The sequence below is a fragment of the Chryseobacterium sp. UNC8MFCol genome, assembly GCF_000482305.1.
Lineage (GTDB): Bacteria > Bacteroidota > Bacteroidia > Flavobacteriales > Weeksellaceae > Chryseobacterium > Chryseobacterium indologenes.
In genome coordinates this window covers 209,808-223,583 of the sequence record NZ_AXUZ01000016.1, presented here as the reverse complement: position 1 = coordinate 223,583, position 13,776 = coordinate 209,808, and the positions used below count along the sequence as shown (strand labels likewise).

Here is a 13,776-nt window from a genome sequence, read left to right as displayed (position 1 = left end):
GCTCCTCCATCCCTGGTCGGAATCATCTTCTCAACTTCATCCAGACCTTTTCCCCCTACAATCAATTGTGACAATTCTTTTCCGTCTTTGTCCAATCGGGTGATCAGGACATCTTTGGAGCCATATCCTTTTGATGAATTTTGTACATTTCCGGCTACAAAAAATCCTAAATCGGTAGTCTGAATAACTGCCCTGGCTTCTTCATCCGCCGAGGTTCCAAGCGTTTTCTGCCATAATTCATCTCCAAACTCATTGATACGGATCAGCCAGATATCTGAGCCGCCTTTGGAATCATCTTTTTTGTCCAATCCTTTCCCGGAATAAGAAGTTCCGGCCAAGAGAAATCCTCCATCCTGAGTGGTTACTGTAGAGGATAGATAATCATGATTTGATCCTGAGAAATACTTTTCCCAAGCCTGCTCTCCCTGTTGGTTGAGTTTGACTGCATGGAAATCGTAACCGTTATTCTGTTGTTTTCCAGCCTCCGGCTTCGTGCTTGCTGACCGGATAGAACTGCCTGTAATAAGATACTGCTGGTCAATTGTCGTAGTGACCTGGCTGAGAAAATCCTGAGTGGAAGACCTGATGTCTTTCTGCCAGAGAACTTCCTGGGCAGACACCCGTAAGAATGCGCATACGACAGATGCGCCGAGATAAATTTTTTTCATATGCATTATTTTTTGAAAAATAGGATTAAATACAATTTTAAACAATGATCTACTGTGTATTTTTATTGTAATTTTTATATGCAATAGTTTACAATAACCGGGATTACTTTTCAGAAAGTCCAGAAACTATTTTTAGCATAAGGTTTACACAATTATTTTTTAGGCTAAGTAAGCCGGAAAACACATCCCGCGAGGAATATCTTCAAGTATTTTTTCATTTGTGTCTTATTTTTGAGATACATTCAATTATTAATTTTCCGCAAATTTACTTTTTTTACAGTAAAAAGCATACTGACAAATCTCACAATCAACAGCTTACTGCTTATTATTAAATTCTTGGTCCAAAATACTCCTTAAAAACGACAAAACTTGACGTAATAAAAAAGGGGTAACTCTAAAGAATTACCCCCTCAAACATTAACTGTTTGTTGAACTGAATTATGATGTTTTATTTCCAGCCGCCTCCCAAACCTTTGTAAATATCGACTACGGTACTTAGTTGTTTTTGTTTGGCTTCTATAAGATCCATTTTAGCATCCAGAGCATCTCTTTGATTCAACAGAACTTCAAGATAGTCTGCTCTGGAGTTTCGGAACAATTGGTTGGCAATATCAATGGATTGATCCAGCGCTTTTGTTTCCTGAGATTTTAACTGATAATACTGATCAATGTTTTTAATTTTTGACATCAGATTGGCCACATCCAGATAAGCATTCAAAATAGTCTTGTCATACTCGTACAATGCCTGAACCTGCTTTGCATCCGCAGTTTGGAAATTGGCTTTGATGGCACTTTTATTGATCAACGGGCCCGCCAGCTCTCCTACCAGATTATATGCAATAGATTCCGGCATTTTTACCAGATAGGAAGGTTTAAAAGCTTCCAGTCCTAATGTTGCTGAAATTTCCAGAGACGGATAAAATTCTTTTCTGGCCGCCTGAACATCCAGTTTTGACGCTTTTAATTCCAGCTCTGCCTGTTTGATATCGGGGCGGTTTGCAAGAAGCTGTGAAGGAATTCCCGTATAAATCGTCTGCGGAATGGTTGACATGAAATTCTCCTTTGCCCTGATAATCGGTTGCGGATATCTTCCCAGTAAGGCATTGATTTCATTTTCCTTCTCCGTAATCTGCTGGCGGATGGTATATTCTGTCGCTTTTGACTTAGCCAGCTCAGCTTCAAATTTCTTTACCGCAAGCTCTGTCGCTGCTGCCGCCTCCTTCTGAATTTTGGAAATCTCCAGTGCTTTCTGCTGAAGCTTGATATACTGTTGTATTATATCCAGTTGGTTATCCAGTGCCAATAATTCGTAGTAGTCATCAGCTACTTCTTCAATAAGGTTAGATAACACAAAGTTTTTTCCTTCCACTGTGGAAAGATAATGAGCTACTGCTGATTCTTTTTCATTTCTGAGTTTTTTCCAGATATCAATTTCCCAGTTGGCCATTAAGCCACCTTCAAAATTCCCTAAAGGATCAGGAATAGGTTTCCCCGGTTCCATTTCTGTGCTCGCATCTCCTGCCCCTTCACTGGTATAGCGGCCTGCTTTTTTCAATCCTGCTCCTACAGCAGCAGAGACAGTGGGACTTAATTTTCCTTTTTTGGCTAATACACCACTTTTGGCAATTTCAATTTCCTGAAGGGTAATCAAGAGGTCCTGATTATTCTTTAATGCCGTTTCAATGAGACTTACCAGGTTCGGATCTGTGAAAAACTGTCTCCACGGTGTTGTCCCGCTGTTGTTATTAGCATCCTGTTGTTCTTCCTGATTAAAATTTTGAGGTATCGTTTCTTTTACCTCATCTTTTATGACTGTTGCCATCGGCGCTTTACAACTTGCCAGAACAAGCGATAAAGCTAAGGCTATGAATATATTTTTAATCTTCGAATTTTCCATCGTGTTTATAAGGTTCAGTTTGTTCTGTTAAAGGATTTTCTTCTTCATATTTTGCCAGTTTCGATTTCTCTGCTATTGTTCCGAAGATGTAATACAGTCCCGGAATAATCATCAGACCGAAAATGGTTCCGATCAGCATTCCTCCTGCCGCCGCTGTTCCAATGGTACGGTTACCAACAGCACCCGGCCCTGTAGCGACAACTAATGGAATAAGCCCGGCAACAAAGGCAAATGACGTCATCAGGATAGGACGGAAACGAATGGCAGCTCCTTCAATAGCAGCCTTAGCAACAGGTATTCCTTCTTCTGCTTTCTTCTGTACTGCAAATTCTACAATCAATACTGCATTTTTTCCTAAAAGACCGATAAGCATTACCATCGCCACCTGTGCATAGATATTATTTTCCAGTCCTAAGAGTTTTAAGCATAAAAATGCCCCGAAAATACCTACGGGAAGGGATAAAATAACCGGAAGCGGAAGGATAAAACTTTCATATTGTGCCGAAAGAATCAGATAAACAAATCCCAGGCAGACAAGAAAAATAAATATGGCCTCGTTTCCACGGCTCACTTCATCTTTAGAGATTCCGGCCCAGTCGATACCAAAGCCTCTCGGAAGCGTTTTATCAGCAACTTCCTGAATAGCTTTAATGGCTTGTCCACTACTGTATCCCGGTGCCGGAGTTCCACTTACCTGAGCTGAATTGTACATATTATGTCTGGTCATTTCAGATAAACCATACACTTTTTCCAGCCTCATAAAATCTGAATAGGGCACCATCTGATCTTTGTCGTTTTTCACATATAATTTTAAAAGATCGGTAGGCAATGCACGGTATTGCGGCCCGGCCTGAACAATAACTTTATAAGGTCTGTCGAAACGGATAAAGCTTGTTTCATAATTGGAGCCTATTAATGTTGACAAATTATCCATGGCTTTGGCAATTGTCACTCCTTTTTGCTCAGCAAGATCATTATCAATTTTCAGCATGTACTGAGGGAAACTCGCAGAATAAAAGGTAAATGCAGATCCAAGCTCCGGACGTTTTTTCAGCTCCTTTACAAAATCACTGCTCACCTGTTCCATTTTATGATAATCACCACTTCCCGCTTTATCCAGTAAACGAAGTTCAAATCCACCGGCAGCTCCATATCCGGGAACGGAAGGCGGTTGGAAAAATTCAATATTGGCTCCCGGAATATTTTTAGCTTTCTCTTCCAGTTTTTCTACAATTTCAGCGGCAGATTCTTTACGTTCCTCCCAACTTTTAAGATTGATCAGACAGGTTCCTGAATTGGATCCGGTACCCTCGGTCAAAATTTCATATCCTGCCAGTGAAGAAACGGACTGTACACCATCAATATCTTCAGATTCTCTCAAAAGTTCTCTTGCAATCTGGTTCGTCCTTTCTAATGTAGATCCGGGAGGAGTCTGAATAATCGCATAAATCATCCCCTGGTCTTCGGCAGGTATAAATCCTGAAGGAAGCGAATTACTAAGGAAAAAAGTACAGGCACAAAATGCCAGCAACAAAGGAAGGGTAATAGTTTTCTTTGTCACTGTTTTATTCAGCATTTTCTCATACTTGCCGGCTCCTTTTGTAAAAAGATTATTGAATTTTTCAAGGAAAACCGTAACCGGAGTTTTCTTTTTAGCTTTTCCGTGATTGTTTTTAAGGATTAAGGCACACAAAGCAGGCGTTAATGTCAAAGCTACCACTCCTGATAAAATAATGGAGGAAGCCATAGTAATTGAGAACTGACGGTAAAATACCCCCACAGGACCGGACATAAATGCAATCGGGATAAATACCGATGCCATCACCAAAGTAATAGCAATGATTGCCCCACTAATTTCGTGCATCGCTTCTTCTGTTGCCTTTAGAGGAGAGAGGTTCTTTTCTTCCATCTTGGCATGTACGGCCTCAATAACTACAATCGCGTCATCTACCACCACCCCGATTGCCATTACCAGGGCAAAGAGTGAAATCATGTTCAATGTAATTCCAAAAGCGGACATGACTGCAAAAGTTCCCACTAATGAAACCGGAACTGCCAGCGCCGGAATCAAAGTAGAACGCCAGTCTCCAAGGAATAAGAACACCACAATTGCCACCAGAATAAAGGCTTCAAACAGTGTGTGTATTACCTTTTTCATAGATGCATCAAGGAATCTGGACACGTCGTAACTAATTTCATAGTGCATCCCCTTAGGGAAATTATTTTTTTCCAGGTCCTTCATCAATGCTTTTACATTTTTGATAACATCACTGGCATTAGAACCGTAAGACTGTTTTACTGTGATAGCGGCAGAAGGTTTTCCGTTGAGCGTGGAATAAATGTCATACATTGAACTTCCGAATTCAATATCAGCAACATCCTTCAACCTTACGGATTCACCGTCAGGTTTTGCTTTTAAAATAATATTTCCATAATCCTTTTCGTTGTTGAAACGTCCCGGATATTTTAACACATATTCGAACGACTGCGATCTCTTCCCGGAACTTTCACCTGTTTTTCCCGGCGAAGCCTCTAAACTCTGGTCGTTCAGAGCTTCCATCACTTCATCAGCTGAAATACTGTAAGCTGTAAGCCTGTCTGGTTTAAGCCAGATACGCATGGCATATTCACGGGTTCCCAGAATGTCGGCAAAACCTACCCCGCTTACCCTTCTCAATTCGGACATCACGTTGATATCCGCATAGTTGAAAAGGAATTTCTGATCTGCTTTGGGATCATCACTGTACAGGTTAATGTACATCAGCATATTCGGTTCTTCACGGGTGATCTTTACCCCTTCACGGACTACCAGTGGCGGCAGTTTATTCACAACTGAAGATACACGGTTCTGAACGTTTACAGCTGCTACGTTGGGATCTGTACCCAAATCAAAAACAATCTGGATGGAGGCTTCACCATCATTTCCGGCATCGGATGTCATATATTTCATACCCGGCACTCCGTTCAGACCTCTTTCCAGAGGGATAACAACAGATTTAATCAAGAGTTCGTTGTTGGCTCCGGGATATTCTGCCGTAATATTTACTTTAGGTGGAGAAATAGAGGGAAATTGTGTTACCGGTAACTTTACCAGTGACAGAACTCCCATAAACACAATAATCAATGAGATTACAATAGACAGAACAGGTCTGCGAATGAATTTTTTAAACATACCTCTACTACTCTGCTTTTAGTTTCAATGACTGAAGAACTTTTTTAGGATCCTGGAATTTTGTTTTCAGTTTCTGATCATCCTTTACTTTCTGTACTCCTTCCAAAAGGATCTGGTCACCTTTTGAAAGTCCTGATCCCACTACATAAAGATCTGGAAGCTCATAAGCGATCTTAACATTTCGTGATCTTGCCGTTCCGTTTTTATCAACAACGAAAACATATTTCTGATCCTGGATTTCATAGGTTGCTTTCTGGGGAATAATTAAAGCATTATGAACCGGCATCGTCATCTGGACTTTACCTGTTTCGCCATTTCTAAGGAGTTTATTGGGATTAGGGAATTTAGCACGGAAAGCAATATTTCCGGTTTCATTGTCGAATTCTCCTTCTATGGTTTGGATAAGTCCTTTTTCAGGGTATACTTCACCATTTGCGGTAATCAATGATACCTGATCTGTGCCTCTGTCGGCAACATGTGTCTGATAGCTTAGATACTCAGGTTCGGAAACATTAAAATACGTATAGATATTGGTATTATCAGATAATGAAGTGAGCAAATCACCTTCATCGACAAGACTTCCCAGTTTAAGGGGAAGTCTGTTGATAATTCCTGAAAACGGAGCTTTAATATCGGTAAACGACAGGTGAATCTGAGCCAGCTTCATTTCTGCATTGGCAGCATCCAGCTTAGCTTTAGCCATTGCTCTTTCATTTTTAGAGACAATATTATTTCCTGCCAAGGTACTGGCATTTTTCAATTCAATAGAAGCCTGCTCCACTTCTGCTTTTGCTTTCAATAGCTCTGCCTGATAGAGTTTGGGCATAATTCTGAACAGTGTCTGGCCGGCATGAACATATTGTCCCTCGTCGACGAATATTTTTTCCAAAAACCCTTTCTCCTGTGCACGTACTTCAATATTTTTCACAGACTGGATCTGAGCTACATATTCTTTATTGATCACCGTATCCATTACCACGGGAACTGTCACAGGGTATACTGTAACCTCTTCCTTTTCTTCTTTTTTCTTGTTGCAGCCAACCATCAATAGGAGAATGCTTAGCGCAATGCCTGAGGCAACTCTTTTTATCATAATTCTAGAGTTTGTATAAATCGTTAATGTTGTGAATAGAAATAAAAATGGTAATAAAGAGGACTACGAAGTGATGACTACCAACATACACAACGCAGTGTTTCCTGCCCGCAAACAGGTAGAAAACAAGAAAAAAGGATTTTAAATTCTTAGGGAACGGATCAAAATAAATCTTTTGGTAGCAAGGCCAAAGACGAAGCCATGAATGTTTTGTCTAAAACGTTTATAGCTTTTTAATCCGAAAATATAAATCAGGTTGAAGACTCCTGCAAATACAGCAATCGTCTGCATTATATCAGATAATTGAAAATCATTCTCCACAAGTTCTAAGGATGAATTATCAATAGTATCTGCTATTTGCTGAATAGAAAGTTTTTCAAAAGTCTGGTTGAGGCGATTAGCCCTTTTAGGAAGGTGATGAGAAACATGGCCGGAATAATCATTCCGGAGTGTTTTAACATTAAGCCGGCTTTCTACCACAAAAAGCAAAAAAAGACTTGTTAAAAAATATATGATATAGTTTCTCATTTTGAAGTTGCAAATGTACACTTACATTATCATACCATCATAGTAGATTAACAAAATTTAACGAATCTTTAAATAAGCTGAATGGAAAAATGTAAGAAAAATTAAACCGTCTTCTTGGTATGATTAAAAAATCCAGATCGTAAAAAATAGTAACAGGCAGCTAAGAAAAAAAACATATTTCAGCCAATATATTGATAAAAAACCGGGCTGGCCACCCATTTCTTCTTCAGTTTTTATAGAATAAAATTTCTAAACTAATTCCCTATCAAAGAATGACATACCTACAAAAAACTAAATTTTATCATGAATTCAAATAATTCACATACATCTATTGTTATTCTCTGATTTTTGAATTATTTTTGCCGCAAATTACAACAACAAATGAACTACGAAAAAACAACAACTTATCTGATTGAAAATAATCCCATTAAAAAAACAGCACAGCATCTTTCAATCTAAAATCCTTAACAATTATTATTAGTTTTTAGTTTTTTCACGAAAAGTGTTTTAAAATGGTCCTTTCATCAGGACCCGATTAAAATACATTGTTAGTTTATGTAAAATTAACATATATTTATTAAAAATATTCGTATTTTTATATAGTATTAACACAATAATTCATGAAACACTTTAAAATCACTTATCACTATGAAAAATTTATTAACACCGATCCTTATCGGATTGGCAGTCCTTTCCTCAACAGCGTGTAAACATCCGAGTAAAGAAGCAGAAAACGTTACGGCAGCCGCTCCCGAAAATACGGATAACATCTCCAAAAATGTATACGTCGACAGCTATGGAGAAAAAATAGAAGTTACGATCAACCAAACTAAAAATACAGCGACCATACATTTAAACGGCAAAACTTATGACCTTAAAAAAAGCGATGCTTTACCGGAATATACCGCTTCAAATGAAGAGTATCAATATTCTGAAATTAAGGGTAATATCACGTTCCTGAAGAAGAATGTAGATATGGTTCTGTTTCACCTTAAACAGGCTAAAAAAGAATCGGATCCTGCAAAAATGGCATCATATTAGCATATATTAAACAAATGTTTAAATTTAAAATTATGAAAAGCTTATATTACTTTTTATCAGCTCTTTTTCTAAGCGTATTTCTTGTTTCCTGTAATACCCAAACTGCGCAGAAGCCTGCAGCAACAGATATCACCGGCAAAACGTGGAAACTTACAGAGCTTAACGGACAGCCTATCCAACTGAAAAACCCTAAAAATAATCCTCATTTCAAACTTGATATGAAAGGAATGAGATATGAAGGGCATGCCGGTTGTAACGGATTAGGCGGTACCTTTGAGATCAAGCAGGACGTGATGAGAATCAAATTCAATCAGGGAATGTCTACGATGATGGCTTGTGAAGACCTTGATATTGAAAATCAGTTTACTAAAGCCCTGCTTTCAGCAGATAACTATTCTGTAAATGGAAATACATTAACTCTGAACAAAGCAAAGATGGCTCCTCTGGCTAAATTTGTCCTTCAATAAAGAAAGATATACAATATAAAAGCCCTGCAATTGCGGGGCTTTTTTTGTGATTAAAATTGTTTTCTTTTGTTGTACTTTATGTAGCATACAAGAAGACTGAGATTCACCAGAACAGCAAATGCATTGGAAAGGATAATGGGTAATTCATCTTTGACAAAACCGTACCACACCCATAATGATAGTCCTGAAATAAGAACCAAAAGCATAAGCAATGAAATATCTTCGACATTTTTCTCCCGGATAACTTTGATAAGCTGGGGAATCATGGAGATGGAAGTCAGTACTCCTGCAATAATACCTAAGAGGTTTTCATTCATAAGCTGTCATCTTTAAAATTATATCATCTTATTATTTTCTTTACACTTCGGTTACTGAAGAAAAGCTTAGATTACTTAAACCTGTCCGATGAAACTTCTTCATGCAACGGAACACCTTCTTCAATACAACGGTACAGGTCTCTTGCAAAGTAACACCCGTTAAGAATTCCCCTTGCTCCAAGGCCATTGAATACGTATAAATTATCATGAGTTTCATGTCTTCCAATTATTGGCCTTCTGTCTTTTACCGTAGGTCTGAAACCGAAATGTACCTCTTTCACGTCAAAATCATACGGATAGATTTCAGAAAGTCCTTTGACCAGTTGGTCAACTGCCGATTCATCAATATGATGATGAAGTTGGTCTCTGTCGTAAGTTCCACCATAAAAATACAGTCCTGTTCCTGTGGGAAATAAGAAATGTTTTTTCTTTATGGTTATGTTTTCGGGAATTGGCTGAGAAAGCCTGACTTTTATGTGATGTCCCTTATTCGGATTTACACTGATTTCAGAAAAGTAGGGATTATCTCTGACACGCATCCCTTCACAGAAAATAATATTTTTAAAACTAAAATCCTTATATATTGCTCGTGCCGGATCCAACTGTGTATATTCAAATTTTTCTCTGATCAAAAAATCATTTTTTTCAAAATAATCGAATAAACCGCTGAAAAATCCATTTACATCAAGTCTGGCAGACTGATTGACCTTTCCTGACTGAAAGTCGTTTTTTACTCCATTTAAACGCTCAAATTTTTCACTGAGAAAACCTGATAATTCTTCATTCGCTGATTTTTTCAGCCAAAGTTTCTGTTCGTTTTCATCATGAAAAATCCTGTGAATAGGTGCATCTATGAGGTAGTTCTTCCCTGTATATGTCTCTATTTCCCTGAGGCTGTTTTTGAGGAAATCAATTTGCTCCTGTGCTTTCCAGAATGTCGTAAACTTTTTAAGAACAACGGGATTGATAATTCCGGCTGAGACCTGGGAGGCACTTTTTCTGCCTTCAGAAAAAATCACGAATGATTTATTATTTCTGATTAACTGATGGGCAAAGAACAGTCCGGCATATCCATCTCCTACAATAATATAATCTACATTTTTCATATGGAAAATTTCATTTACTTAAAGGTTATATACAATCGCTTACATTACTGATTACCGATTGACAATATATCAAAGGGCAATTTCATCATAAAAAAACCTGAGTAAAAATACTCAGGTTTTGTATAAATATCAAGTGAAATCTAGTAATTCCACATATCATTTTCCATTTCAAGAATCTGCTTTTTTATTCTATCACTTTCATCTATCTGATCATCAGCATCTTTAGGGATATAATCTTTGATTGTACCGTCTCCTAAACCACTGGAAGATTTATAGATCACTGAAGAGAATCTTCTTGCATTGATGATATCATCGAAAGATAAGTCAGCAGAAGAGTTTTTTCTGTTGAAAACATAATTGTTTGCTAAAACATCTCTTGCATTAGGATAGAATATCCAGAACAGGTCTATAAGTTCATCATTTCCTGCGATGGGTTTACCATCCGGTCCGATAACTCCCTGTACGGCAGGATCAGGCCCCATAGCTGCGATACCAAGAGGTCTGTATTTCATCTGACCGTCTCTTTTATCAACGAACCACATTCCCATAATTTTAAGAACTTTTACTTTATCGGTAGTTGTCTTAAATACGTCTGTATATTCTTTTTTCTCCTTATCAGTTAATTGTCTTCCTGAATTTAAAATGTCGATAGCAGCATCGTTGATTCTAACATTCTCCAATCTTTTCTGAATTCCTTCAGGTGAAAGTTTTACCGTAAAATTTTCATCATCATATACCTGCTCTATTTTACCTGTTAAAGCTGCATCCAGCAATAGCTGATATAAAGATCTTGTAGGAGTGGAAAGAAGGCCGTCCGGATTGTCATAATAGAATGGCTGATTGATCTTATCATTCATGTCAATGATTTCCCAAACAAACATACTTTTAAGGATATCTTTATCTTCAACAAATCCGTATTCAAGAGGCTTTACTGTTTTATCTATAATAGTATCACCAACTTTTTGTTTGTTCTCCTCTCTCATCTTTCTAAACTCTTCCGGAGAAGAAGCGTTCAGAATAGTCTGGGAAAAAGCAAATCCCGAAACTAATACTAAAAGGGTACTAATATATTTTTTCATAATCTATTACAATTTTAGTCCTATTGAACGTTAATTAATATAGGAGTAATATTTTTAATCTGTTGTCCTTCTAAACCTTGAGCAGTTGCTTTAATATCAAAGATTGAAACAACATCTCCACTTCTTAGATTTTTAATTAATCCTGCTGCATCATTTAATGAGTTACCATGAATCAGTAATGCTGCTCTGCCAGGTACTCTTACCATAAACTGAGTTACAGTGAATGAAACCGGGAAGTCGAAGTCAGGAATCGCTGCCTGCACAGACTGATTCGGGATAGAAGTTGCCGGCATCGACAATACATTCTGACCTCTCATCTGACCTTGAGGTGGCGGTACATTCTTAATTCTGTATTCAAATACCTGAGATACTGATTTTCCATAAGGATCTACACCGGATAAGGTCAGCTTCACAGTTGTACCTGTAGAAGGTTTTACAATCCATTTTCCTGGTCCTGTATTTCTTACGCTAGCACCCGGAGCTGATAATGAAAGTTTTGAGTTGTCTGCACCTAAGATTGATCCTGAAACAGGGTTTTCAAGTCCCCTGTACATTACATTCATCTTATCGGCAGAAAGTAGCAATCCTTTTTCAAGTTTAACTTCTCTTGGTCCGGCGATAACATTATACGTATGAGTCCATGGGAAACTTTGTGGTTTACCTGAAGCATCTGTTAATGTAATAGTACCTCCTAATTTATGTTCTCCAATTCCAGCACCTGAGATTGGAATAATACCTTTACCATTTTCTTGTCTGCTTACTCCTGAAATGTTGATCTTATTGCTATTAGAATAAGTTCCTAACATTACTTTTATCTCCGCTTGTTTACCCGCCTGAATATCGGTAGGTCCGGAAATAATCGGCTCATAGCTTGTGAATTTAATGCTTGCATCAACTTTTTCCTGAAGTAATAATGCTAATGCATCAGACTGAACATTTCTGGCATCATTTTGGATAATTTCCAGATTAGATATTGCAGCGATAAGCGGCTGATGATAGAATTTATTCTGGAACCAGGTCTTTTCGTTTGGAGATTTTCCTTTAGGATATTCTGCAATCAAAGACTTGTTGGCTCTGTCTACTAAATCTCTAAGCTGTGCATTATTCCCAAAAGTTGCGTTGATATAATTTCTTACGTCATCGATTTTAGCTTTTAAGTCCAGTGCATTCTTTGAAGGTGAGTTTTCATCTCCTTCGTTAAAGAAGTATTCAGTAGTAGCTTCATTATTATTTAATGCCGCAAAATTTTCGCTTACATCAATATCTTTTCCGGTTTTAGGATCTTTATCATGAAACTCGGATTGTTTTTTTAATAAAACCTTAACATCCTGAGCTGATTTCACGAGTGCATCAATTTTGCTCTTTAATACTTTGTAATCCTCCCAAGGTTTAGCATAAGTATCGGGAACTTGTTGTGCTTTAGCTTCAAGCGTTTTTTCAAAGATCTTTTCGTTTTTCTTCTCCGTTAAAGTTCTGGTTTCATTCAATGCTCTGGTAGAGTCGTAGTATGATCTGATGATTTCTGCATCAATATTGAGGGCCATCATCGCGATGAACACCAGATACATCAGGTTGATCATCTTCTGACGAGGGGTCTGTTTTCCTTGTGCCATTTTCTGTTTTTTGTTTTTTGATTAAGTAGTTAAATTTAGAAATGGTTAGGAATTAAGACTTCATAGCAGTTAGCATACCACCATAAACTCTATTTAAGTTGTTTAGATTAGATGTTAAACCTTGTAGTTCTTGATTGAATTTTTCAGATTGCTCAGCAGATTTTTGCATATCTGCTACATATTTATTGGCAAATTCCGATTGTTTTTTACCGCTTTCCAGCTGCATGGCGTATAAGGCATTCATGCTTTCCATATGCTGAGCTGCTTTATTAAGCTGGTCGTTATATTTATGAGTAGAAGCCGAAACGTCCACCGTTTGGTTAATCTGGTCAACAGAATTTGAGAACTTGTCGATACCTGTTCTTAGTCTTTCAAATAATTGAACGTCTAGTCTAGCATCTTCAAGCATTTTATCTAATTTGTTTGAAAGAGAGTTTTCTAATTCAGCAAACTGAGCACCTGTATTTCTTGTTGTTACGTTAGAATGCAATGGGTTTGGGTTGGCATGTTTATCTAATAATTCAGGATAAACATTTTCCCAGGCATAAGACTCTTCAGTTTTCGGAGGGTCAAATGCAAAAATGATAAAGATAATTGCCTCTGTAATAAGCCCTACTGTAAGAGCTATATTACCGTTAATTGGTCCCAGGGTAATGTGAGTAATTTTAAGCCAAGCTCCAAGAATTACAATTGCAGCACCGAATGAATAGAAGAAATTCATCCAAGCATCTTTAGTCTTAAACATATTGAGTTAGTTTTTTTAATGTTAAATAAAATTGTATTGAAAAATAATTG

At 37.7% G+C, this 13,776-nt stretch carries 11 protein-coding genes and 1 pseudogene; 2 read left to right on the top strand and 10 right to left on the bottom strand.

The genetic code is table 11. The annotated features are described in order from the left end of the window. The 5 genes and pseudogenes from M030_RS0111565 to M030_RS0111540 form a co-directional block, all read right to left on the bottom strand. Nucleotides 1-668 (bottom strand): annotated as a pseudogene (locus M030_RS0111565) (T9SS C-terminal target domain-containing protein); the annotation flags it as partial. A gap of 448 nt (nucleotides 669-1,116) precedes the next feature. Further along, on the bottom strand, nucleotides 1,117-2,565 hold the full coding sequence (locus M030_RS0111560; RefSeq protein ID WP_027373644.1) for a TolC family protein: 1,449 nt from the start codon (nucleotides 2,563-2,565) through the stop codon (nucleotides 1,117-1,119). Further along, nucleotides 2,546-5,737: an efflux RND transporter permease subunit gene (locus tag M030_RS0111555; RefSeq protein ID WP_027373643.1), complete on the bottom strand. Its 3,192-nt coding sequence runs from the start codon at nucleotides 5,735-5,737 to the stop codon at nucleotides 2,546-2,548. Before M030_RS0111555 ends, M030_RS0111560 begins: the two co-directional genes overlap by 20 nt. 7 nt (nucleotides 5,738-5,744) lie before the next feature. Beyond that, nucleotides 5,745-6,827: an efflux RND transporter periplasmic adaptor subunit gene (locus tag M030_RS0111550; protein ID WP_027373642.1), complete on the bottom strand. Its 1,083-nt coding sequence runs from the start codon at nucleotides 6,825-6,827 to the stop codon at nucleotides 5,745-5,747. Between the two features lie 144 nt (nucleotides 6,828-6,971). Beyond that, nucleotides 6,972-7,358, bottom strand: coding sequence for a hypothetical protein (locus tag M030_RS0111540; RefSeq protein WP_027373641.1), 387 nt, complete (start codon nucleotides 7,356-7,358; stop codon nucleotides 6,972-6,974). Nucleotides 7,359-8,006: 648 nt separating this feature from the next. On the opposite strand from M030_RS0111540, the gene M030_RS0111535 reads away from it, so the two are divergent. Then, entirely contained in the window at nucleotides 8,007-8,399 is a 393-nt protein-coding gene (locus M030_RS0111535; protein ID WP_027373640.1) for a hypothetical protein, read from the top strand. A gap of 32 nt (nucleotides 8,400-8,431) precedes the next feature. Then, on the top strand, nucleotides 8,432-8,866 hold the full coding sequence (locus tag M030_RS0111530; protein WP_027373639.1) for an META domain-containing protein: 435 nt from the start codon (nucleotides 8,432-8,434) through the stop codon (nucleotides 8,864-8,866). 50 nt (nucleotides 8,867-8,916) lie between these two features. Here the strand turns inward: M030_RS0111530 and M030_RS0111525 are convergent, their stop codons facing one another. From M030_RS0111525 to gldL, 5 genes are all read right to left on the bottom strand, one after another. Then, on the bottom strand, nucleotides 8,917-9,183 hold the full coding sequence (locus M030_RS0111525; protein WP_027373638.1) for a SemiSWEET transporter: 267 nt from the start codon (nucleotides 9,181-9,183) through the stop codon (nucleotides 8,917-8,919). Nucleotides 9,184-9,254: 71 nt separating this feature from the next. Beyond that, nucleotides 9,255-10,289, bottom strand: coding sequence for an NAD(P)/FAD-dependent oxidoreductase (locus M030_RS0111520; protein ID WP_027373637.1), 1,035 nt, complete (start codon nucleotides 10,287-10,289; stop codon nucleotides 9,255-9,257). 140 nt (nucleotides 10,290-10,429) lie between these two features. Beyond that, nucleotides 10,430-11,368 (bottom strand): gliding motility protein GldN, encoded by a 939-nt coding sequence (gene gldN / locus M030_RS0111515; RefSeq protein WP_027373636.1) that lies wholly within the window; start codon nucleotides 11,366-11,368, stop codon nucleotides 10,430-10,432. 20 nt (nucleotides 11,369-11,388) lie between these two features. Beyond that, the gene (locus M030_RS0111510) at nucleotides 11,389-12,981 is read right to left on the bottom strand and encodes a GldM family protein (RefSeq protein ID WP_027373635.1); all 1,593 of its coding nucleotides are present in this window, start codon (nucleotides 12,979-12,981) and stop codon (nucleotides 11,389-11,391) included. 52 nt (nucleotides 12,982-13,033) lie between these two features. Next, nucleotides 13,034-13,726, bottom strand: coding sequence for a gliding motility protein GldL (gene gldL, locus M030_RS0111505; protein WP_027373634.1), 693 nt, complete (start codon nucleotides 13,724-13,726; stop codon nucleotides 13,034-13,036). Between the last annotated feature and the right edge of the window lie 50 nt (nucleotides 13,727-13,776).